Source organism: Robertmurraya mangrovi, from assembly GCF_034427655.1.
Taxonomy (GTDB): domain Bacteria; phylum Bacillota; class Bacilli; order Bacillales; family Cytobacillaceae; genus Robertmurraya_A; species Robertmurraya_A mangrovi.
The window spans coordinates 98,394-122,670 of record NZ_JAXOFX010000015.1; the positions used below are offsets into that span (position 1 = coordinate 98,394).

Here is a 24,277-nt window from a genome sequence, read left to right on the forward strand (position 1 = left end):
GACTTAAAGGGTTTTTTTAATACGTTAAAGAGTCAAATTTCTTGTTTGAATCCTAAAAGGGGAGTAAAATAAAAAATATTCAAAATTATTTTACTATAGGAGTGAATGACAGTGGAACAACTTTTAAAAGATTTATCTTCTATTCATGGTCCTTGTGGTTTCGAAGAGGCTGTAGCTCAATATATTGCAAAGCGTTTAAAAGATAAAGTAGATTCAATGGAAGTCGATGGAGTTGGTAATTTAATTGTAAGTAAAAAAGGAAACACGCCAGGTCCTAAAGTCGTTGTTGCTGCCCATATGGATGAAGTTGGTTTTATCGTGAAAAAGATTGAAGAAAATGGGCTAATTCGATTTGAAAAGCTGGGAGGACATGATGATCGTATTTTACTGTCCCAACGAGTTCAAATAAATACAAGCAAAGGGTTGCGTAGCGGGGTAATTGGTACCATTTCAGCTCACATGATGAAGTATGATGACCCGAAAAAGGTCCGAGCTCATCAACAGTTATACATAGATGCTGGTGCTAGATCGAAGCAAGAAGTATTGGAGGCTGGAATTAAAGTAGGAGACCCGGTAACTTGGTATCCGCACTTTGACCATTTATCTGAGAATAGAGTAGTAGGAAAAGCTTTTGATGACCGTGCGGGGTGTGCTGTACTCGTTCAAGCACTAGAGGAGTTAGAAGCTAGTGATTTTGCAGGTGAATTTGTAGGTGTGTTTACAGTACAAGAGGAAGTGGGTTTAAGAGGGGCAAGAGTAGCAGGACAACAACATAATGCAGACGTTGCTATTGCCTTAGACACCACTGCAGTAAGTGATACACCAGAAGAAATGATGGATCGTTCTTTAGCTTTAGGAGCTGGAACAGGAATTAAGGTACTAGATTTTAGCTTGATTTCTAATAAAAAAGTTCGTGAACATCTAATCGAATTGGCAGAGGAAAATAACATTCCCTATCAATTAGAAATTTTCCCTGGTATTGGTACGGATGCTGGAGAGCTAAGCTTGTCTCACCAAGGTATCCCAACAGGAGTGTTATCCATCCCGTCTAGGTATGCACATTCTTCAATTGAAGTAATTGATATGCAAGATCTTGAGGCAACAAAAGACTTGTTAGTTGCTTTTGTCACTAACATGAAGCTAAAAGAAAATTATAAGTTTACAATTGAATAGTATATGATAACTATTTAGGTCCCTAGTATTTATTTGCTAGGGACCTGCAATTTATTCATTTATTTTTTTATTTTGATTAATAGTCATATTGATGTCTTTTATTAAATCTAGCAGTTTTGAATCCTTTTTATTTCGCTTATCTGGTTTGGTCTTTAAATAGTTACGGTTTCTTTTATTCGATGGTTGAATGAGATTTGGAGATGATTGTTTGATAGCCTTATTTCCAAGTATCTGATTAAGAGAATCAGATAGACTGTTTGCAGTGTTTTCTTTGGATATACTAGGAGTTAGCTCTTTTAAAGTAGTTAATAAATGAAGTAACCTTTGTCTTTTGTCACTCTGTCCAATAATAGATTGTCTTCGATTAGTAAGAAGCGGATCGTCGGAGCTTTCTTCAAAGTGGTCCCACTTACCGAAACTCTCCATATCGTTCAATTCAATGTTAACATTTGAAACTGGATTAAGTGTATTTGTTACGGACTCTTCTATTAGACCCTCATTTACAGAATTCCACACATTGAGTACATCTTCTGCCACACGCTTCCATGTATAATTTTTAAGAGCTAAATCTCTTCCTGTAGATCCCATTTTGGTCATAAGTGCAGAATTGCTTAATACTTTAGCGATAGTTACTGCAAAGCTATTGGGGTCCTCTGGATTATCTACGACGACTCCATTCTCCATTGGTAAAATCACTTCAGGATTTCCACCTCTTGCGGTTGTGACTATAGGTAGGCCTGATGCCATTGCTTCATAATGAACACGAGCTAGAGGTTCTTGCCAGACAGAAGTACAGACAAATAAATCAGCGGCACCAAACCACTCATGAATTTTATCAGGAGAGATGAAACCGGTTGTGATAATTGGAACAGGACTTCTTTTTGCCAAAGCACGAACATATGCTACATAATCAGTGACTTTATTTTCACTAAACCAATTTCCACCCATAATGACTAATGCTAGATTCTTGAATTCCTTTGAAAGAGGAGCCATGGCTCTTACTAGCTTATCAACCCCTTTGTTTCTAGACAGACGGCCAGCAAACAAAATTACCTTTTTGTCTTCAAGACCGTGAGCTCTTAGGAGGGAGTTTCTTGTCTTTACCATTTCTGGGTGGTTCTTTGGTAAAAATCGATCAATATCGACACCTGAGTAGATGGTTTTAATTTTTGTTGCGGATTCTGGAAATAAATTTTTTATTACATTGCCAATATAATCACTTACAGTTACAATTTTAGAAGTTTCTTTAATGGCCATTTCCGCTTCTTCTGGATCCATTTTTTCTGGAAAAAACATATCGTTATGCATGCTTAATGTTATTTTTGTTTGAGGTGCATTTTGCCTAACCGGTAAAATCAGTCTAGGGCGATTGAAGATGTGGATAAGGTCAAATGAATTTGCTGCTACAAATCTTGAAACTCCTTCTTTGTAAACCTCAAATAATTTTCCGGGAATACGAGCATAACGAACTCCATCAATTATTTCATCTTCTGGAAGAGTATGGTGGTTGGTACCAAGGACGGTAATTTGATGTTTCTTACTTAAATAGGGAAGAATTCCTGCAATGTAGGTTTGAATAGCTCCTCCAAGGACAGGGGGGACTGGAAGTTTTTCAGTACATATCATTAAAATGTTCATTTTTATTTTTCCCCCTTCCAATCTTGTTCGATTTCTTTTAACACTTTCCACTTAGAATCTTCTAATTGTACGATTGATTCGACGATCGATTTAAGATCTTCATCTAAGAAGAGCTCAGGATCATAAATCATATGTTTAATATTTTTGTAGAATTCATTTGGCAGTGACAAATCAATCATTAATACTTCATAAAGTTCAGGGGGAATTGGGCGAGCTTCGTGATAGGATTGAATCATTTCTCGCACCCAAGTTGAATCCCATTGTGCTAGGCCTGACATGGCTCCTGTTATTAACTTCGATAAATCTCGAATAGGGAGATCATAACTAACCCCATCTAAATCAATGACCCACATACCATTAGGTCCCATTTGAGCATTAGACCATCCATAGTCTTGGTGGGCCAATCCCCAATAAACATTCCCTTTCTTAACTAGTTCAGAATAAGGGGAGTTGTTTAATCTCTCTAAGCTATTTTTTGCTTGTTTTTCGTAAAAATCTAGATGGCTCATAATAATGTTACTAGCAGGCAATTCAGTGTAAAGAGTAAGGATTTGCCGAAACCAATCTAGTTTTTCAATGACTTTTTGATAATTTTTTGGCCATTTATATAGTCTAGAAGAGATTTCTGCTTGCTTTGGTGGTTTATATCCACTTGTTAAATAATGGAATTCACCTAGGGCATGGCATAGAAGTTTTGCTCCTTCTAAATTGTCATTTACTGGCTCTAGTGGCACAATCCATTCAGCAACAAACCAAAGCTTTCCACCCCTTTCTACAAAGTTACTACCACTCTTTGACTGAACAATAGATGGGACACGTGCCTTTTTTACCTCAACTAAATATTCTTGTGCAGCTAAACTAAATAAACTCCTGCTCGGCCTGCGGTGAAGTAACTTTAAACTCTTTGGACCTTTGGTAGTCTCAAGCTTCCAAATTGCGCCTCCTTTGAAAGGCTTCGTTGCCATTACTTGCATATCTCTAACGGCAAAATCGTAACTTTTTACAACTTCATAAGCAAGTTCTGTAATATATTCGGGGACATATAATTCATCATGCAAGGTCAAATCTATTCCCCAAGGTTCGATAAGTTTATCATCCACTTTTAAATTCCTCCTACTAATTAAAACTTTATAAAAGAATAGTAGTCGGTAAAGAATTTCGATCAACTATAACCAAGAACCACCACATTATCCGATTTCACATTAAACAGATTCATTATTTAATTCATAGACTTTATTAATTAGCTTAATATAATCGGATTCAATACCAATATCGTAGCGATCCCCTGAAATAATCCTTCCATAACAATTCTCCTTGTCTAACAAGTCTTTAATCCCATCGGTCAACTGTATTTCTCCACCTGCACCTGGAGTAAGAATGTCTAAAAACTTCATGATGGTAGGTGTAAATACATAACGCCCAATGACTGCTAAATTGGAAGGGGGATTATGTTGTGGTTTTTCTACAATGTCTGTAATCTTATAGACTTTCTCAGCTATTTCAGGTACTTTTGCCCCTTTAATGACACCGTATTTTTTCAAATGTTCTGTAGCGATTTCTTTTAAACCAATAACACTACTATTCGTACTTTCATAAGTAGCAATTAATTCTTTTATTCCTCTTCCTTTTTTCAGAATAATATCATCAGGAAGTAAAACCGCAAACGGATCTTCCCCTACAAAATTTTTTCCAAGTCGAATGGCATCTCCTAGACCATTGGCGTAAGCTTGGCGGGTGTATAGGATTTCAACTTTAGGTACTGTAATTTTATCTAATAATTCTAGTTTGTTTTTCTTCTTCAAATGATTTTCCAACTCAAAAGAGGGGTCAAAATAATCAATGATTAACTGTTTGGATCGGGAAACGACAATTAGTATTTGCTCAATGCCAGCATCAACAGCTTCTTCAATAACATATTCAATCGCTGGCTTGAGTCCAACGGGGAACATCTCTTTTGGAACTGTTTTAGAGATTGGTAGATTACGGGTTCCGAAACCTGCGGCAGGAATAATGGCTTTTTTTATCAAAATATCTGCCTCCTTTCTTGTCCTTATGACATTTATATTCGTTAGAGATTGATAAGGCACTTTTTATATAGAAAACAGGCAATTAACTAAGTACATTTTGCTTAATTTGGGTATATGATAGATTCCGGTTATCCTACATGACTCATACGATAAACATATATTAGATTGTTAAAGGAGAATGTAGACAGTGAATATATGTGTGATAGGGGCTGGTTATGTTGGATTAACAACAGCAGCCGTCCTTGCAAAACTCGGACATCAAGTATACTGTGTTGATATCAATGAGGAACGAATTGAAAAACTACAAAGATGTGAAGTACCCATATACGAGCCAGGCTTACAGGAGTTACTGGAAGACTACAAAGCTCGTTTGATCTTTAGCACAGATGTGGCTGGTCACATCTCCCAATCAGAAGTTATTCTAATTGCTGTTGGTACGCCTTCTCTTCCTGATGGAAGAACAAATCTATCCTTTATCTATTCAGTTGTTGATACAATTAGTCAATCCATTACCTCCTATAAAACCATTATTACAAAGAGTACAGTCCCACCTGGTACGAATGAATCTATTCATCACTATTTACTGGAAAAGGGGGTCTCTCCTCATCTATTTGATGTCGTATCTAATCCAGAATTCTTAAGGGAAGGTTCAGCCATTTATGACATGGAAAACCCTGATAGACTAGTGGTTGGCATAAAGCCTACCGATAAAAAGTCTCGAAAAATCATGGAGAAATTATATGTAGGATTAAATTCGCCGATGATTGTTACAAGCTTGAACGGAGCAGAGATGATCAAGTACGCCTCAAATGCATTTTTAGCTACAAAGATTTCTTTTATTAATGAAATAGCGATGATTTGTGATCAATATGACGTAAATATTGAAGACGTATCTAAAGGAATAGGAACAGATTCGAGAATTGGGCCGCACTTCTTGAAGGCAGGTATAGGATACGGGGGTTCCTGTTTTCCAAAGGATGTAAAGTCTCTTATTCAAAGTGCTCTCAGTAAAAATGTTTGTCCAAAAATTTTATCCACAGTCGAAGAAGTAAACGGTAGCTTAGTAGATCTTTATATGAAAAAACTATTAAAAGAAATGAAAGATTTATCAGGTAGAAGGATTGCTGTATTAGGGGTTTCTTTTAAACCAAATACCGATGATATTAGAGAATCACCAGCGGTAAAACTAATTGAAAAGCTCAGCCAGCAACCTTGTATGGTAACGGTATATGACCCAAAAGCTAAGCTACCTGATTGGAAGAAGGATAATATCAGTATTGTGGAAAGTGTTGAAAAAGCTGTTTTGAATTCCGATTGTATCATTGTTGCGACAGATTGGGATGAATTTGTAAAAATGGATTTAGAAAAAATGAGAACTTTGTCTAGAGGGAAAATCCTTTTAGATGCAAGGAACTGCTTAAATCCAAAAAAGGTAAGTCAAAGTGGCTTTCGATATATAGGGGTGGCGCGAACATGAAAATCTTAGTGACTGGAGCGGCAGGATTTATTGGTGTCCATCTGTGTGAGGAACTTCTATCTCAAGAAGGCTATGAGGTGCTTGGGGTTGATACATTTATTGGGCCTACACCGAAAAATATGAAGTTAACTAACTTGCAGAAGTTAACGAACCATCCTCGTTTTACTTTTAAGGAAATAAACTTAATGAATGCAGATTTGGAAGGATTGATGAAGGGAATAGATGTTATTTATCATTTGGCAGGCATGCCCGGGGTTAGATCTAGCTGGGGAAATGACTTTGATGAGTATGTAACTAACAACATCTTGCTAACACAAAGATTGCTTGAAAGTGTGAAGGGATTTCCCATTAAGAAATTTATCTATGCCTCTACCTCCTCTATCTATGGTGAAAAAAGTGGGATGGTAAAGGAAAGCGATTATCCCTTACCGTTATCACCTTATGGAATAACTAAGTTATCAGGAGAACATCTTTGTAATGTGTACCAACACAGCTACCAAGTTCCAATCGTAACTGTGAGATTTTTTACGGTGTATGGCCCTGGTCAGCGTCCAGACATGGCCTTTCACCGTTTCATTAAACAAATACTATCAGATGAGCCTTTAACCATATTTGGTGATGGGACACAGTCAAGGGATTTTACTTATGTAAAGGATTGTGTTGAGGGGATCTCTAAAATTGTTAGCAATAAACAAGCGATTGGGAAATGCTTTAACATAGGGGGGAAAGAGCGAGCTAGTGTTAATGAAGTGGTTGAAATCATAGAAAACTTAACAGGAAAAAAAGCAAAGTTAACGTATTTACCAAAGGTGACTGGCGAACCGATGCATACATGGGCTGACATCTCTCAAGCCCAGTCCATTCTTGGATACGATCCGAAAATAACTTTAAGAGAAGGAATAGCAAAAGAGATTGAATATATAAGTGAGATATACGGACTAAAGTAGGTCGAGGATGCCCTCGGCCTATTAATTTACGGAGGAATTTGTTTGTAAATATTGTGACAATAGTAGTAAAAATATGACTAAAAAAGCACATTATATCTTGAATATAGTATAATTATACCATAATCTGGTTTAAGTGATATAATATGCAAGTGAAAGCATAAACAATCATAGTCGATATAGAGGTTTATGCCCGAAACGAATAGAAATAGGGGTTCGTCTAATGAATGAGGTCTTTCAATCTATATTATCTAATATTGCTATCATTTTTTTAATGCATTTATGTATTGACTTAATTTTTAAGAAAAAAGGAAACCATCCAAGTTATTTTTGGCCAATTGGTATTGTATTGCTAGTTTCAACAGCGATTATTATCATTTTCTATCTGCCAATTAGATTTTGGGGGTTTCAATTTGACTTAAGATTAATCCCTTTAGTCTTTTTAGCATTTAAATGGGGGTATAAGTGTGCTCTTCCAGCTTTACTGATTACGAGCTCTTGGAGACTTGGAATGGGTGGGGAGGGGGCCTTACCTGGTGTTATTTTTGGAATGGTATTACCAGTTCTATATGCTTTAGTTCTAGGTAAAGTAAAAAAGTCTGTTCTGAAGCCCCTGACTTTAGTTAGTTTAATTAGCGTCTCGTGGCTTATATCTGACCTTCCTATCATTTTCTTAGTCCCAGAAGGTTGGAATGTATTTAAAGAAATATCTATTTTACGCTTTGGTTCCTTTACTTTAACAGCCTTTACCTTATATTTTTTTATTAACAGTACGGAAAAGGATGTACATTTAAGAGAACAGCTTCAATATTTTGCTGAACGTGACCCGTTAACCGGTTTGTATAATATTCGTACCTTTGAGTCAAAAATTAAGTCAAAACCTATTGAAAATAATAACAGATATATTGTTATGATAGACATTGATCACTTCAAATCGATTAATGATAAATACGGTCATTTAAATGGAGATTTAATTTTAAAAAGTGTGGCAAAAGTGATTGAATATAAGGTCTCCCAGTTTAAAAGCGAAAACGTCTTAGTCGGGAGATATGGGGGCGAAGAGTTCATTCTATATATTTCGGGTCCAACTTTTCAAGAAATGATTCAGATGGCCGAAACCATTCGTAAGGAAATTGAAAATACTACTTTTTATACAGAAAGTAAGGTTTCTATTAAAAACCTAACCGTTTCGATTGGAATTTCTGAAATTAATCATAATAAAGACTTATTTAAAGCCATTGAGCAAGCCGACGAATGTCTATATGTATCAAAAAATAATGGTCGTAACCAAGTAAACTCTACGGGGTTAGGGGCTATATAAATAGAAATGATAAGCCGGAAATTCAACGTGATTGGTTGGTTTTCGGTTTTTTATTTTATAGACTAGTAAGTTGTTCATCTTCTGTTCATATTGGTATGGTATAACATAGTTATAGCTTAGGATTTGGAATCCATGATAAAATGAGTACACAATCAAAAGGAGTATCAAAATGAATAGAACAAAAATTTTACTGCGTTTTTCTGCATTATATGCTGTTATTGGTGCATTTATGGGATCCCATATGGCGGGTTCCGGATCTTATATGTTTAGGGCGATACATGCCCATATTCTAGTTGTTGGATGGCTTTCTTTATTTTCGTTTGCCATTTTTTATGCCGTTTTTGCTATACCAAAACATTCTAAGCTAGCAATCTTCCATGTTTGGACAGCTATCATTGGTAGTTTTGGATTAACGACGGGGATGTGGATGTACAATTTGAAGGTGGACTTTGCACCTGAAACATTTTCGATGGTTTTTTATATTGTAGGTGGCTCCACTTTATTAATTAGTTTTATTGTTTTTGGTCTTATGGCAGTAGTATTTGGAAAGCATTTCGTAGATAAACAATCGTAAATAATTGAAATCAAACCTGATAATTAAGGATGACTAATTATCAGGTTTTTTAATATGCATTTTTGAAATATATTTTTATATAATATTATAGTTTATTGAAATATTATTTCAATTATTTTATACTAATTTATATGATCCTGTTATTAAAAAGGGGAATGAACTATGTATGTTCTTGGAATAGATGGTGGTGGAACGAAAACGATTGGTGTTATTGCTGATGAATCCGGGACAGTGGTGGCTATTTCCATCGTTGGTGCAACTAATCAAAATGGAGTAGATTTAGAACGAGTTAAACAGGAGTTTCAGTTATTATTTCAAGATTTGAAAAATCAGAATCAAGAAGTCTTTGACTCAATCACTCACGTATTTGCTGGAATGTCAGGAGTAGACAGGGAAAGTGCAAAAGCAAATATAAACGAGATGATCTCATTTTTTGTACCTAATAATGTAAGCGTATTCATAGACAATGATGGAGTAAATGCACTTTTCGCAGGCACACTAGGTGATTTGGGGATTGTTCAAATAGGAGGTACCGGTTCGATTTCTTTTGGGATGAACGAGACAGGTATACACAGTAGAGTGGGTGGTTGGGGTTACCTCATAGATGACGAGATAAGTGGCTTTGCACTTGGGAAAGAAGCATTGAGGGCTGCATTTGCTGAAAGCGATCAACGAGGGGGAAAAACTCTCCTTACTCCATTCATATTAAAACATTTTCAAACTGAATCTATATCAGAAGTAATTCCCTATATTTATCAATTAGGGATGTCAAGAGACGTTATAGCTCCTTTAGGTAAACTGGTGATAGAAGCAGCTGATGAAGGAGATTCAGTAGCTAAAACGATCATTTACGAACTAAGTATGAGAACCGCTTTTTCCATAAGTACTTTAATAAAAAGATTATTTCCTAATCAAGATAGAAGGATTCCTGTTGTTTTAGCGGGAGGTATTTATAAGAGGGCCGAGTGGTTTAGTCCTATCATCCTTGAAGGATTGGCACAACAAGATATAAGTGCAGACTTAATAGAACCGCTTTTACCTCCTGTAGGCGGTGCTGTAATAGCTGCTTTAAAGCAGGCAGGAGCCGATATTAATCAAACGTTTGTTCAAACATTTATAGAAACAAATAAATATTTTTAAAATATAAATACAAGATATACTAAAATATGTTGAATTTTTATTTTACAATGACATATAATTACATTGTAAAGTTAAAATTTCAAACTATTTAGAATCTTTGAGTCAACCCGCTTTGATTGGAGGGATAACATGCAGTATATTTCTTGGGATATTAGTAGAGTGAAAGAGTTAGTGGAATTATGGAATAAAGAATGCAGTCTAGATTTTCCTATGAGAGAAGAGCTATTTATTCAAAATAGCTTTCAAGACTTGAATATTAACCAGGAAGGTTCTGTTATCTGTTTGAATGATCAAAACGTAGTGGTGGGCTTTGTTATAGCAAAAAGCTGGCTAGAAGAAATAGACGTTAAAATGCCAGATCATATAGGTTGGATCCAAGTACTTCTCGTTGATTCTGATTACAGAAGAATGGGAATAGGCTCTACTCTTCTATCAAAGGCAGAGGCAGCCTTACAATCAACAAATATTTCAAAAATCTTGCTAGGGCGAGATCCGTGGCATTACTTCCCGGGTATTCCAGAACTTTATGAATCTGTTCAAAATTGGTTTGAAAATAGAGGTTATACGAGAGAAGGAAAAGAGGCTGACCTTATTTGTAAGACTGCTTATCAAGAGGAAGTAAAGTTGGAGAATGTCACGTTCAATGTTTTGCAATTAGATGATAGAGAACGATTCCTCTCCTTTTTAAATCGTTGCTTTCCTGGTAGATGGGAGTACGAAGCGGTTAAGTATTTTGAAATGGGTGGAACCGGCAGAGAGTTTGTTACTCTAATCAAAAATGGTGACATCATCGGTTTTTGCAGAATAAATGATGATCAGTCCCCTTATATTGCTCAAAACGTCTATTGGGCACCACTCTTGGATGAACGGATAGGGGGAATTGGTCCTCTTGGAATCGACCGAAATGAACGTAAGAACGGATATGGGTTAGCGATTGTTCAGGAGGCTATACATCAGCTAAACAAACGAAATATTCATACGATTGTAATTGACTGGACAGGGCTAGTTAACTTTTATGGAAAACTTCATTTCAACATCTGGAAAGAATACAGACAATACAGCAAATACTTCTAGTTCCTTCTAAGATAAGAAGGAAGAGAAAGGCGTGTAAATATGAAGGTAAATCTTTCAACACTAACAACAGAACAATCGAATGACCGATCAACATTCATAGATCAGCTTTCCACAATGGAAATTATTAAGCTTATGAATGAAGAAGATCGCACGGTTGCGGATTCGGTAAAAGAGGTCCTGCCACAAATAGAAGCAGCCATTGACGCCATATACAATTCTTTAAAAAATGGGGGACGACTCATTTATATTGGTGCAGGTACAAGTGGCAGAATAGGTGTGTTAGACGCATCTGAGTGCCCACCAACTTTCTGTACACCTCCAGAAATGGTTCAAGCATTAATAGCAGGTGGAGAAAAAGCAATCTTAACAGCAGTTGAAGGAGCCGAAGATGGTTTTGAAGTTGCTGCAGAAGACTTAAAAGGGAAAAATGTTAATCATTTGGACGTAGTGGTAGGCATTGCGGCAAGTGGAAGAACGCCATATGTAAAGGGAGGCCTTTACTATGCTGAGAGCATGGGGGCGACGACCATCTCATTAGCATGTAATAAAGATGCGGAAATCAGCCAATATGCAAAACATAAAATTGAAGTGGTCGTAGGTCCAGAAATCTTGACTGGCTCAACAAGGCTCAAAGCCGCAACAGCACAAAAAATGGTTTTAAATATGTTGACTACAACGACCATGATTAAGCTTGGAAAGGTGTACGGTAATTTAATGGTGGACCTTCAAGCTAGTAATATGAAATTGATTGAAAGAGCTAAAAGCATTGTCACAAATATTACAGGGGTTTCCTATGAAGAAGCTGAAGCAACACTTAATCAGACGAATCAGAGAGTCAAACCAGCCATTGTGATGATTCGAGCGGGAGTAAAGCTTGAAACAGCGATGGACTCTATTAATCAAGCAAATGGTTTTGTACGTGAAGCAATCGAGCTCGCAAAAAAGAGGAGTCAAAACGATGCGGGATAAGGTTCTATCGTTTCTGCAAAATGAAATCGATTTAGAGCATATTCCGGGGGCTGTCATCCAAATATCCCATCAATCTCGAACCATTTTACAAGAGGCAATTGGAAGCCGAGTGGTATATCCAGAAAAGGCTCCGATGAACATAAATACAGTTTTTGATTTGGCATCTCTTACTAAAATTGTTGCTACTTTACCTACCATTTTAAAGTTAATGGAGGAAGGAGCTATACGTTTAGATGACACGATTACGAGTTTCTTTCCTGAGTTTGGTGTAAACGGGAAAGATGAAATTAGAGTTGTTCACCTTTTAACCTATACATCAGGGCTTCGTGCACATAAACCCTATTTCCTAGAGGCTCTAAAAGCAGAACAGGTTTTCAAAGCGATTGTAGAGGATCAACTAGTTGCCCCAGTTGGAGAAAAAGTAATCTATAGTGATCTAGGCTTTATCATTCTATATAAATTAATTGAAAAATTAACCGATCAACCTTTCGAAGATTTTGTTAGAAAAAACATATTTGATCCACTAGAGATGAAGGAGACTAGTTTTAATCCGACATTCCCTAGAGAGAGATATGCTGCAACTGAATTTAATGAAGCTTTAAAAGATTATAAACACGGAATTGTTCATGATGATAATACGGAATTTATGGGTGGCATTAGCGGTCATGCGGGTCTCTTCTCCACAATAGATGACCTAGCAAACTATTTTTCTATGATAGAACAAGATGGCGTCTATAACGGAAAGCAACTATTATCAAAAGTCTCTACTCAATTAGCAAGAGAAAATTTTACTCCATTTGATAAAACCGAGTACAGAGGACTTGGGTGGATTTTAAAAGGCCCACGCAATTCATCTTGTGGAGATTTTTTCTCTCCTAAATCTTATGGTCATACAGGATTTACTGGAACAAGTGTCTGGTTTGATCCTGAAGCTGAACTGCGTGTCATTTTACTAACCAACCGTGTTCATTATGGAAGAAAAGATCCGATTATTCGTTTGCGTCCTAGATTACATAATGTCATTCGTGCTTACTTGTAAGGGATCATTAATGGAGGGATTAGGATGTCTAAATTTCATTTAATGATTATCGGTGCCCACTGTGGTGACGGAGAAATTCAAGCAGGAGCCATTGCACACAAATATGCTAAAGCAGGTCATGAAGTAACCTTTCTTCACTTAACAGCAGGTGAAAAAGGAACACCAGCTGGTCAAACAGTGGAGGATTACAGGTTGCAGAAAATCGAAGAAGCGAAAAGAGCTGCCGCTATTTTAGGAGCAAAAAGTTTAACATTAGATTATAAAGATGCAGAGCTTAAAGAAGATGATGAAACGGTATCGAGAGTGGCAACGATTTTTAGGAAGTTAAAGCCTAATGTAGTCGTTACTCACTGGGAAAAGAGTATTCATCCTGACCATGCCCTAGTTCCTAAAATTGTACAGTCTGCATGGTTGAAGGCAGCGTTACCAGGTTTTGATTTAGAAGGATTACCGCCACATTCGCTGACTCGAGTGTTCCATAGTGAGAACTGGGAGGATATGGAGGACTATGTCCCTGATGTCTTTGTCGATGTTTCAGATGAATTTGATGCTTACTTGGAGGCACTATCTCAATATTGGTTTATTATGAACTCTACATCTTTCAGATATTATGATTACTATAAAGCTTTAGGTACGGTACGAGGTTGTGTAGCGAGAAGTAAATATGCACAAACCCTTAAATATCCAGTAGGTTCTAACGTTCGAAAAGGAGCGTCTATTCCAGGATTTGAATTGTAAGCGCTATATTTAAAAACGAAGTAGTGGGAAAGGAGAGGAAAACATGGTTTCTCCGGAATTAAAAAACAAAGTAGGTCAGTTAATGGTTTTTGGTTTCAAAGGAAAGACGGCTTCACCTGAAATTAAAAAGCTTATTCGTGACCACCATGTAGGCGGTATTATTTTATTCGGTCGAAATATAGGGACCCCTGAAGAAGTGCTTGCATTAACTACGGAATTACAACGAGAAGCTAAAAAAGCAGGGCATGAAAAGCCACTTTTGATTTGTTTAGATCAAGAAAATGGAGTGGTTAGAAGATTAGGTGAAGGAACTACGGTCTTCCCAGGTGCGATGTTATTAGGTGCAACGAAGAGTCCGGAAAATGCTTATGCTATTTCTGCTGCTACAGCAAAAGAGTTAAAAGCATTAGGGCTAAATTGGAACTTAGCACCCGTTGTTGATGTGAATAACAACCCGGAAAATCCAGTTATCGGGGTAAGATCATTTGGGGAATCTCCAGAGCAGGTTTCACTGTTTGGGCAAAATGCCATGCAAGGGATGCAAGATGTTGGTGTCATCACCACATTAAAACACTTTCCGGGTCACGGAGATACAAATGTGGACTCACATTTAGATTTACCTGTTATCACACATGAAATGGACCGTTTAGAAGAAATCGAGTTGAAACCGTTTAAAGACTGTATTGATAAAGGCGCAGATGTCATTATGACGGCACATGTATACTTTCCAGCGATAGAAGATCGAGAAAATGTTCCAGCAACCTTATCACATAAAGTAATTAATGGGTTATTACGTGAAAAACTTGGATTTAACGGAGTGGTCACAACGGATTGTATGGAGATGAATGCCATTGCTGACAACATAGGGACGGCACAAGGGGGAGTAGAAGCTATTAAAGCAGGAGTCGATCTTATTATGGTTTCCCATTTACATACTAGACATTTTGAAACCATTAATGAAATTTTAAAAGCGGTAAACCGTGGTGAGATTGACGAGAAGACCATTGATGCAGCGTACGGGCGAGTGATGAAGTTAAAAGAAAAATATTTAAGCTGGGAAGATATTCAGCTTGAAGGGGAACTTGAAGTTTCAGAGACCGTTGGCTGTAAACAACATGAATTTGAAGCAGCGGAGGTTTACCGTCAAGGGGTGACAATAGTTAAAAATGAAAAAGAATTAATTCCTTTATCGTTAGACAAGGAGGAAAGGATTCTAGTTGTTTACCCTGAAAATAATTTAATCATGCAAGTTGAAGATAGAAGATATTCTTCTTTCTCTTTAGAAGAATCGATTCGAGAGTTTCATGAACATACAGATGTAATGAAGTTCTCCAATCCACCGACTGAGGAGGAAGTTACCCATATTCTTGAAGCCGCTAAACATTACTCGACGGTCATTGTAGGAACCTTAACTGCACTTCCTGGTAGCCAACAGGTTCGTTTAGTGGAAGTGTTAAATAAATTAACGAAAAACCTTATTGTGATAGCAACAAGAAGTCCTTATGACTTAACGTATTTTCCTGGTATATCAACTTATATATGTACGTATGAGTTCACTTATCCAGCGTTAAGAACAGCGGCTTCGGCGATTTTCGGTAAAAAGAAGGTGTCGGGAGAATTACCGGTTACCATTCCGAATCTTTAATCGAGGCCTAGTGGTAAGGAGGGCTAATAGGATGAAAAAAGAGTACCATGTGGTTGGGTTAATGTCTGGTACTTCACTAGATGGCATTGATGCGGCTTTAGTTAGGATAACAGAAGAGGAAGAACTTCATTTAGACACTATTTTCTTTAACTCCTATCCCTTTTCAAAAGAGGTTAAGGAAGCCATTTTAGATATATGTAATCCCGAAACAGCAAGAATCGAAAATATCTCTTCAATGAATTTCCTTTTAGGTGAGCTGTTTGCAGAAGCTTCTTTAAAAGTAATTACAGAAGCCGGATTTAATAAGAGTGATATTGACTTGATTAGTTCCCATGGACAAACGATTTATCATCAACCTACAAAGATCAATCTAGCGGGTTATCAAGTAGCTTCTACTTTTCAGATTGGTGATATAAGTGTAATTGCTGAGCGAACAGGTATAACAACAGTCGGTGATTTTCGAACAAGAGATATGGCAGCAGGTGGTCAAGGGGCACCATTAGTCCCTTTTGCTGACTACATCCTTTTTAAAAATAAAGAATTTGGCCGTGTGCTATTGAACATTGGTGGAATCGCCAATCTAACAGTGTTGCCAAAAAACAGTACAGAAGTAGATTGTGTAGCGTATGACACAGGTCCAGGAAATATGATTATCGATGCTTTTATGAAATGGGCTACTAACGGTGAAAAATCGTATGACGCTGGTGGAGAGTTTGCAGCCAAGGGAATGGTCAATAAGGGGTGGTTAGCAAAGCTTTTAAACCATTCATATTACCAAGTAGAGATTCCAAAAAGTACTGGAAGGGAAATGTTTGGAATCCAGTATGCTGAGAAACTTTGGCTTGAAGCAGAGGACTTAAAGTTATCATTGGAAGATCGCTTAGCAACCGTAACCGCCTTAACTGCTTATACGATTGCAGGTGAAATCAAAAAACATATCGAGCCAGCACAGTTAAAAGAAGTGTTAGTGAGCGGTGGAGGCTATCATAATCAAACTCTATTAAAAGAACTCTCGAACCAACTACCGGAGTTGGAGATTCAAGGTACCAATCATCTTGGTGTTTCACCAGATGCGAAAGAAGCCATGATTTTTGCTTTACTTGGCTATAAATGTTTGAAGCAACAAACCAATAATCTTCCCTCAGCAACAGGAGCAACAAAGCCGGTAATTATGGGGAAAATCTCATGGTAATGAAACATCATTTAAGGGGGTGAAGGACCAAAAAACTTCTTGGATGGTAATAAAGGGTTTTTGGACTTTTAGTTAATTCTATTTCATTAGATAAATGAAAAAACAGGGGGAATAAAAATGAAGAAAAAGCTTAAATATGTAAGCATGTTTCTAATCTCCATTATGGTCTTTGGGATTTTAGCAGCCTGCTCAGACAAAGAAGAAACCACTTCAGAAGCTAGCGATTGGAAAGGTACCATTACGATTTGGGATGGACCACGTTGGCCAGATGCCGATGATAACAAGTACCACTGGTTAGAAGCAAAAATTAAAGAATTTGAAGCAGCAAATGAAGGTGTAAAAGTAGAATTAGTTCAAGTACCGTGGGCAGAACTTCCTGATAAATTAGGGGTTTCTATTGCAGGTAAAGCTTGGCCAGATATCGCACCTGTTGATATTAGTGGTAGTGCAGTAAGCTCAGATCATGTTGAACAAGGGGTTATTGAATCACTTGACTCATTTTTCACAGAAGATGAGTTGAAAGACTTTTATCCAAACGCTTTAGACTCTTATAAATTTGACGGAAAACTTTATGGAATTCCTAACTCTATGACGGTTCATAGTATGCTATTAAACTTAGATTTATTTAAAGAAAGAGGCGTAGAGCCACCAGCAAACGGTGAATGGACATGGGAAGAATTCGTAGAAACAGCTAAGAAATTAACTTTTGACCGTGATGGCGATGGCAAAACAGACGTATACGGAGTATCAACTTATATTTTACCAGGTTACTATGAAGCATGGCCGTTCTTCTATATGAATGGTGGAAATCCTTTAAATGCAGATAATACAGAATTTACTTTTAACAGCCCAGAAGCTGTTTCAGCTATACAGCAACTAGCAGATTTAAAATTAAAAGAAGAAGTAGCTCCAGTTACACATGGTGGTGCTGATGTAGGTGGTACATTCCAAGCTTGGGCAAACGAAGAGCAAAGAACAGTTGCTATGCAACCTTGGGCAACTTGGGCAATCGGTGCAGCACAAGGAAAATACCCTACGAACTTTGCAGTTGCTAACTACCCAACTGGTAAATCAGGTAAACCTGTGACAATCGGAGGTGTCGGTGGTTGGTTAATGTTCCACCAAGAAGATAAAGGGAAAAAAGCGAAAGTTGCAGAATTTATGAAACATATTTCTTCTACGGAAGAGCAATATACAATGGCTAAAGAATATGGTACATTCCCAGCAAGAATTAGCTCAGCTGACATGGATCCTTATAAAGAGAATCCACAAATGGCTCGTGCACAAGAAATGTCTTCTCAAGTAGTAAGCTTACCAAGACATCCAGAATGGAAAAAGATTGATGAAGCGATTCAAACAGAACTTCAGTTAGTATTCAACGGTGAGAAATCGGCTCAAGAAGCAATGGATGCCGCGAAGAAAAAAGTAGATGAGTTACTAAAATAATAAAGTAAAAAAATCTAGTAGAGGCCTTTCTTACATAGAAAGGTCTCTACTAAAAAAAGATGATCCTAGAAAAATCTTTAAATGAATCTCCTAAAATATAAAAGTAATACATAGGAGAGGCGGGGGAGAAAACGTGAAACTAGAACAAGAAACAATCCCTGTAATTACTACGGTAAAGAAGACTAAATGGCAAAGGTTTAAAAAATATTTACCAGCTTATCTTTTCCTTTTACCAAAACTGCTATTATTCACAACCTTTATTGCTATTCCAGTTGTTTGGGCATTTTTACTTTCTTTTCAAGATTATAAAGTGTTTGGGGCAGAATGGGTAGGATTCGAAAATTACTTAAAAGTATTTACTAGTGAAGCCTTCGGGAAAGCATTATGGAATACATTTTTATTTACCTTAGTTACAGTTCCATTCAATGTTATTAGTGCATTAATTATTGCAACATTAATTTATTCACTTGGTAGATTATCGCAAAGCTTGTTCAGAGCAGCCTTTTACTTACCAACTGTTACATCTGGTGTTATTATTGCAATGGTTTGGCGCTGGATGTATAACTATGATTTTGGCCTTTTTAATTATGTATTAGGTTGGTTTGGGGTAGGTCCGGTCAACTGGCTTGGTCAATCAGCAACGGCATTATGGGCGATTATTATCATGCAGTGTTTAATACCGTTTGGAGTGGGAATCATCTTTTATTTAGCTTCAATGGGATCCATTTCTGAGTCACTTTATGAAGCAGCTACGATTGATGGAGCAAATGCTTTCAAGAAATGGATACATATCACTCTTCCTCTATTAAAGCCATCCACTCTATATTTAGTTTTGTTAAGTACAATTGGTTCTTTCCAAGTATTTACCCAAATTATTATGATGACGGGTGGGGGTCCAGGAAGTTCAACGGAGACACTTGTTCATCTCATCTATAAAACAGGATTTAGAGATTTTGAATTTGGTTTTGCTGCAGCCCAATCGATGGTGTTGTTCTTAATCATTTTATTCTTCTCAATCATTCAATTTAGAATACTAAGGCATGAAGAATAGGAGGGAAATGGAATGAATGCAACTAATAAGTTGAATAGACTCAACAAAACAATCACTTACTTATTACTAACGATTTTTGCTCTCGTTTCCCTTCTGCCTTTATATTGGGTGTTTAGTACAGCTTTACAGCTAAGTAGTTATCAAGATGAGGAAATGCCAAGAGAAGTATCTTATGTGGATTCGAATCCACCGAAGCTTTATCCAATGGGGATTCCTGAGTATTTTGAACATTGGGGTAAAGCAAGAGAGGCAGACAAAAATGGTGATGCTGAAGGGGAAGCATATCACCGTGAGAGAATGGAGTATATCGTTGATAACACCTTCTCTGGATTCAAAACATTATTAACGAAGAATAATGTAGGGCGTTGGTTTTTAAACAGTGCTTATATTGCGGTTGTTGTTACAATTGGGATTCTTTTGTTTGATGCAATGGCTGGGTACGTTTTAGCAAAGAAACGGTTCCCGGGGAGGAATCTCATCTTTTGGTTAATCATTTCAACGATGATGATTCCGGGTCAAGTAACATTAGTTCCTATGTTTATTATGATTCGAGATTTAGGAATTATGGATACACATTGGGCCTTAATTTTCCCAGACTTATCAATGGTATTCGGAGTATTCTTAATGAGGCAGTTTATGTACTCGATTCCAGATGAGTTGTTAGATGCTGCGAAGATTGACGGTGCTGGTGAGTGGAAGACATTTTGGAAAATTGTTTTACCTTTATCCAAACCAGGTCTAGCAGCACTAGGGATTTTCACCTTTATGAATGTATGGAACTCATTTTTATGGCCAATTATCGTATTGAATAATGCAGATCTTTATACGTTACCAGTAGGATTAAAGTCACTACAAGATGCAAACCTAGCTAGCTTTAAGCTGCTAATGAGTGGTGCTGCCATTGCAGCTATTCCAATGATAATCGTATTTATTATCTTCCAGCGCCAGTTTGTTAAAGGTTTAACTCTTGGTGGAGTGAAGGAATAATATTCTGGTAAAAAAAGAGAGATGAATTTCTCTCTTTTTTTAAGAGTAATGGAGGGTCGGATGTGAAGCTTGGTTTAGATGTCTTTTTAGAGCAATTCGTAAATCGATTCAAAGGAAAAAGAGTAGGGCTTGTAACAAACATGACCGGAGTAAATAGTCAGCTGGTTCCTACCATTGATCTCTTTTTTCAACACCCAGACATACATTTAACAGCACTTTATGGACCAGAACATGGGATTAGAGGAGATGTAAAAGAGGGAGAAAAAATAGATTCATCCATAGATCTCTATACTAAATTACCAGTCTATAGTTTATATGGAAATTCAAAAAAGCCTAGTAAAGAAATGCTTGATTTAGTAGATGTGGTTGTTTTTGATCTACAAGATATTGGAGCAAGATATTACACCTTTATTTATACGATGGCCTATGTAATGGAAGCATGTGCAGAGCAGAATAAACATTTTGTAGTATTAGACCGTCCAAATCCTATATCAGGGCTTTCAATGGAAGGGAATTTAGTAGAGGAAGATGTAAGATCCTTCGTTGGACTTTATCCTATTCCGAATAGACATGCCATGACGGTAGGGGAGTTAGCGCAGTTATTTAATCATGAATATGGGATAGGCTGTGAGCTTACAGTTGTGCCGATGAGTGGATGGAATAGAAAAGACTATTTTGATGAAACAGGTTTGTTCTGGGTACCACCATCTCCGAATACAACAGGAATGGATATGTGTGTGTTATATCCTGGAACTTGTTTGGTAGAAGGAACGAATCTATCGGAGGGACGGGGAACCACGAGGCCATTTGAAATTATAGGTGCTCCCTTTATAGATGGACACCAACTTGCAAAAAGACTGAATAAGAAAAAACTCACTGGAATATTAGCTAGACCTACATCTTTTATGCCTATGTATCAAAAACACCAAAATCAAGTGTGTGGGGGTATTCAAATTCATGTTGTGAATAGAAGAGAAATCCACTCACTAAAGGTTGGGTTAACCCTTTTAGAAATCATAGCAGAAATGTATCCAACTGACTTTGAAATCATTAAGCATGAAAATGGTCGATATATGTTTGATCTTTTAGCTGGAACGAAAAAGTTAAAGGAAATGTTGCTTCAAGGAAAAACGAGTGATTTTTTAGAAGAAAATTACTTAAAGCTTGAACGATTTCGAAAGCAGAGACAACCTTACTTGTTATATAACTAAGGATTTTTTATAAGAGTTAAAAACTAATAGGCAAGGGAGTGGTAATCTTGTTAGTCTATCGTTTTTATCAGTCAGGCGATGAAAAGGAAATCGTGAAATTATGGAATGAATGTCTTCCTAAGGACCCTATCACATCTACTAGATTTCGAAACCTCGTTCTTCTAGATGCAAATTTTGATCCAGTGGGAGTGAAACTCGCCTTTCATGAGGATCAATTAGTCGGTTGTGTGTATGCCGTAAGAAGGCTACTTCCTATGTATGGAATAGACTTAGAACCTGAAAATGGATGGATTCCATTTTTCTTTATCCACCCATCTTTTAGAACCAGGGGAATTGGAAAGAAACTTCTGAGTGAGGCAGTTGAATTTTTGGCTGGAGAAGGCCGTGAAAATGTGTTGTTTGCTTCTTACGCACCGAACTACATTTTGCCAGGAATTGATGAGAATACGTATCCAGAAGCTTATCAATTTTTACAGTATCAAGGGTTTGAAAGACTATACTCCCCGGTGGCCATGGATCGTAACCTAGTAGGTTATGAGGTTCCGTTAGAAGTGAAAGAATTAAAGAGAATTAGGGAAACAGAAGGATATACATTTGAAAAAGCAGAGGACAAAGATCTTTATGAGGTTATCCAATTTGCTAATTTAATTTTTAATCCAGACTGGGGGAGGGCTATCCGTGAGGGCATTCTACAAGGTCTTCCTTTAAAACGGATTTTAGTTGCTAGACATAAAGAAAAGCTGATTGGTTTTTGCTTGTACGGTGGATATGAAGGGATTGCAGAACGTTTTGGACCTTTCGGTGTTGACCCTGACCAGCAAGGAAAAGGAATCGGGAAAATCATGTTACATGAATGCCTTAGAAGTATGAGATCAGAAGGATTACACGGAGCATGGTTTCTATGGACAAGTGAGAAAAGCCCAGCAGGAATGTTATATAAAAAGACAGGGTTTCAAGTAACGCGAACTTTCCATGTCATGAAAAAATCAATATAATAAAGCATGACTTATGAGCAAGCTTTTATAAGAATGGTTAAAAAATAGAGTTTATTGTAAAGTGAGAGGTCGCTTATGTCATTTACAAATGGGGGCTTAGTGATGCTAGAAGAGATGCTAAAACAGCTCCCACCATCGGAGAAAAAAATAGCCTCATTTATTTTAGAGAACCCAAGAGAGTCCATTACTTTAACGGCGAACGAATTAGGAAAACGTAGCGATACTAGTAGTGCTGCGGTGATCCGGTTATGTAAGTCTTTAAATTTAAAAGGATTCCAAGAACTAAAGCTGCGGATTGCAGGTGATTTGCAAAATACAAATGACCGTGAATTTAGAGATATAGAACCTAATGAATCCCCTTTTTCCATTATTGAAAAGATGACAAATAATAGTATACAAACCATCCAAGAAACAGCAGAGCTATTAAGTATTGAAGAGTTAGCGAAAGCAGTAGAAGTGCTACAAAATGCAAATACCGTTCATTTTTTTGGAGTAGGCGCTTCAAGTATTATTGCTTCTGATGCTCAACAAAAGTTTCTACGAATTAATAAAAATGCAACGGCTTTCTCGGATATTCATATGGCTGCGACATTGGTAGCCAACGTACAGAAAGATGATGTAGTATTTGGAGTGTCCTTTTCAGGAAAAACATTTGAGGTGGCAAAAATATTAGAATTGGCTAATAAACGAGGTGCACATACGATTAGTTTAACTAAGTATGGTTCTTCGTTAGTTTCTGATCAAGCCGATATACGTTTGTATACAGCTGCAACGAGGGAACCAACATTTAGAAGTGGCGCAACTTCATCTCGTATTGCCCAACTGCATGTTATCGATATTTTATTTATGTCTGTAGCATCCAGGCAGTATGAACAAACAATCACCTACCTTGATGAAACAAGAAATGCTGTTGATACTTTAAGAGATAATATAAAATCTAATCCCAAACATTAATAAAGGTTGAATTTAAATTTGTTATCCCCCATTAAATATAGAAGACATGAGAAAAGGAGGCTAATGGCCTTCTTTTTTTATCGTTTGGGAAATTATAAAATACTTCGCATTGTGGATAACTATTTAACATTGAGTGTCCCCGTCCAGCTCCAGCGCCTAGCCCCACGAGGTCAAATAACCTTCAACCCTAAAAGTCGAAAATCAAACTTTTAGGGTTGAAGAACAGTTGTTTGTCGGGGCTGACCGTGGCGCTTGCGCTTTTGTTCATCTGTGAAAAATTTTTAATATCTAATAGGTGAAATACCCACAACAATTAGAATTGTCCTTTCTATAATGATTAGGAATTAAAATTAGAGGGAGGCTAATGTATGGGCAAGAAAAAGTTGGCTAAAAAAAGAGAAAAAGTGTTAGTTGAATTAGGACAATTGGATGAATCAACTGAAAAAGGTGCGAAAAAGAAAGAGAAATTAACAGCAAAGCTTGAAGAACTAGACAGCCGTATGGAAGAAGCACAAGAAGAACAAGAGTAAGAAATTCATAGAGCCATCTCTTTTTTGATATGATCCCCTTATAGTAGACAGAAAAAAGAAAGCACACTAATCTGTCTACTATGGGGGGATTTTTTTATGGGGAAAAAGAAAGTTACTACATATGATGTTGCCTTTAAAAAGAAAGCAGTGGA

22 protein-coding genes are annotated in these 24,277 nt (G+C 37.0%); 19 read left to right on the top strand and 3 right to left on the bottom strand.

Annotated elements, in window-relative coordinates; all coding sequences use genetic code 11:
* Positions 1 to 111 precede the first annotated feature (111 nt).
* Positions 112 to 1,173, top strand: coding sequence for a M42 family metallopeptidase (locus SM124_RS18355; protein ID WP_322447982.1), 1,062 nt, complete (start codon positions 112 to 114; stop codon positions 1,171 to 1,173).
* Positions 1,174 to 1,224: 51 nt separating this feature from the next.
* On the opposite strand, the gene SM124_RS18360 is transcribed toward SM124_RS18355, so the two are convergent.
* The 3 genes from SM124_RS18360 to SM124_RS18370 all read right to left on the bottom strand — a co-directional run bounded on the left by SM124_RS18360 (position 1,225) and on the right by SM124_RS18370 (position 4,838).
* The gene (locus tag SM124_RS18360; protein ID WP_322447983.1) at positions 1,225 to 2,811 is read right to left on the bottom strand and encodes a glycosyltransferase family 4 protein; all 1,587 of its coding nucleotides are present in this window, start codon (positions 2,809 to 2,811) and stop codon (positions 1,225 to 1,227) included.
* A gap of 2 nt (positions 2,812 to 2,813) precedes the next feature.
* Entirely contained in the window at positions 2,814 to 3,911 is a 1,098-nt protein-coding gene (locus tag SM124_RS18365; protein ID WP_322447984.1) for a CotS family spore coat protein, read from the bottom strand.
* Between the two features lie 102 nt (positions 3,912 to 4,013).
* Positions 4,014 to 4,838, bottom strand: coding sequence for a UTP--glucose-1-phosphate uridylyltransferase (locus tag SM124_RS18370; RefSeq protein ID WP_322447985.1), 825 nt, complete (start codon positions 4,836 to 4,838; stop codon positions 4,014 to 4,016).
* Between the two features lie 187 nt (positions 4,839 to 5,025).
* On the opposite strand from SM124_RS18370, the gene SM124_RS18375 reads away from it, so the two are divergent.
* From SM124_RS18375 to SM124_RS18460, 18 genes are all read left to right on the top strand, one after another.
* Complete coding sequence (locus SM124_RS18375) at positions 5,026 to 6,315, top strand: UDP-glucose dehydrogenase family protein (RefSeq protein ID WP_322447986.1); 1,290 nt, start codon at positions 5,026 to 5,028, stop codon at positions 6,313 to 6,315.
* Complete coding sequence (locus SM124_RS18380; protein ID WP_322447987.1) at positions 6,312 to 7,262, top strand: NAD-dependent epimerase/dehydratase family protein; 951 nt, start codon at positions 6,312 to 6,314, stop codon at positions 7,260 to 7,262. Before SM124_RS18375 ends, SM124_RS18380 begins: the two co-directional genes overlap by 4 nt.
* Positions 7,263 to 7,482: 220 nt before the next feature.
* Entirely contained in the window at positions 7,483 to 8,580 is a 1,098-nt protein-coding gene (locus SM124_RS18385) for a GGDEF domain-containing protein (RefSeq protein WP_322447988.1), read from the top strand.
* Between the two features lie 169 nt (positions 8,581 to 8,749).
* A complete protein-coding gene (locus SM124_RS18390) occupies positions 8,750 to 9,154 on the top strand; it encodes a hypothetical protein (RefSeq protein WP_322447989.1) in 405 nt (134 codons plus the stop codon).
* Positions 9,155 to 9,316: 162 nt separating this feature from the next.
* On the top strand, positions 9,317 to 10,294 hold the full coding sequence (locus SM124_RS18395) for an N-acetylglucosamine kinase (protein ID WP_322447990.1): 978 nt from the start codon (positions 9,317 to 9,319) through the stop codon (positions 10,292 to 10,294).
* A 129-nt stretch (positions 10,295 to 10,423) separates the two neighbouring features.
* The gene (locus SM124_RS18400; protein WP_322447991.1) at positions 10,424 to 11,368 is read left to right on the top strand and encodes a GNAT family N-acetyltransferase; all 945 of its coding nucleotides are present in this window, start codon (positions 10,424 to 10,426) and stop codon (positions 11,366 to 11,368) included.
* 39 nt (positions 11,369 to 11,407) lie between these two features.
* Positions 11,408 to 12,337 (top strand): N-acetylmuramic acid 6-phosphate etherase, encoded by a 930-nt coding sequence (murQ, locus tag SM124_RS18405; protein ID WP_322447992.1) that lies wholly within the window; start codon positions 11,408 to 11,410, stop codon positions 12,335 to 12,337.
* Positions 12,327 to 13,376, top strand: a complete 1,050-nt coding sequence (locus SM124_RS18410; RefSeq protein WP_322447993.1) for a serine hydrolase domain-containing protein — start codon at positions 12,327 to 12,329, stop codon at positions 13,374 to 13,376. The genes murQ and SM124_RS18410 overlap by 11 nt, the downstream gene beginning before the upstream one ends.
* 24 nt (positions 13,377 to 13,400) lie before the next feature.
* A complete protein-coding gene (locus SM124_RS18415; RefSeq protein ID WP_322447994.1) occupies positions 13,401 to 14,114 on the top strand; it encodes a PIG-L deacetylase family protein in 714 nt (237 codons plus the stop codon).
* Positions 14,115 to 14,157: 43 nt separating this feature from the next.
* Positions 14,158 to 15,759, top strand: a complete 1,602-nt coding sequence (gene nagZ, locus SM124_RS18420) for a beta-N-acetylhexosaminidase (protein ID WP_322447995.1) — start codon at positions 14,158 to 14,160, stop codon at positions 15,757 to 15,759.
* Positions 15,760 to 15,790: 31 nt separating this feature from the next.
* Positions 15,791 to 16,951 (top strand): anhydro-N-acetylmuramic acid kinase, encoded by a 1,161-nt coding sequence (locus SM124_RS18425; protein ID WP_322447996.1) that lies wholly within the window; start codon positions 15,791 to 15,793, stop codon positions 16,949 to 16,951.
* A 117-nt stretch (positions 16,952 to 17,068) separates the two neighbouring features.
* Positions 17,069 to 18,397, top strand: coding sequence for an ABC transporter substrate-binding protein (locus SM124_RS18430; protein ID WP_322447997.1), 1,329 nt, complete (start codon positions 17,069 to 17,071; stop codon positions 18,395 to 18,397).
* Positions 18,398 to 18,530: 133 nt separating this feature from the next.
* A complete protein-coding gene (locus SM124_RS18435) occupies positions 18,531 to 19,448 on the top strand; it encodes a carbohydrate ABC transporter permease (RefSeq protein WP_322447998.1) in 918 nt (305 codons plus the stop codon).
* 12 nt (positions 19,449 to 19,460) lie between these two features.
* Entirely contained in the window at positions 19,461 to 20,435 is a 975-nt protein-coding gene (locus SM124_RS18440; protein WP_322447999.1) for a carbohydrate ABC transporter permease, read from the top strand.
* A gap of 62 nt (positions 20,436 to 20,497) precedes the next feature.
* Positions 20,498 to 21,646 (top strand): exo-beta-N-acetylmuramidase NamZ family protein, encoded by a 1,149-nt coding sequence (locus SM124_RS18445; protein ID WP_322448000.1) that lies wholly within the window; start codon positions 20,498 to 20,500, stop codon positions 21,644 to 21,646.
* Positions 21,647 to 21,693: 47 nt separating this feature from the next.
* Positions 21,694 to 22,641, top strand: a complete 948-nt coding sequence (locus SM124_RS18450) for a GNAT family N-acetyltransferase (RefSeq protein ID WP_322448001.1) — start codon at positions 21,694 to 21,696, stop codon at positions 22,639 to 22,641.
* 75 nt (positions 22,642 to 22,716) lie between these two features.
* Positions 22,717 to 23,595, top strand: coding sequence for a MurR/RpiR family transcriptional regulator (locus SM124_RS18455; protein WP_322448002.1), 879 nt, complete (start codon positions 22,717 to 22,719; stop codon positions 23,593 to 23,595).
* Positions 23,596 to 23,963: 368 nt separating this feature from the next.
* Entirely contained in the window at positions 23,964 to 24,125 is a 162-nt protein-coding gene (locus tag SM124_RS18460) for a hypothetical protein (RefSeq protein ID WP_322448003.1), read from the top strand.
* Positions 24,126 to 24,277: the final 152 nt, after the last annotated feature.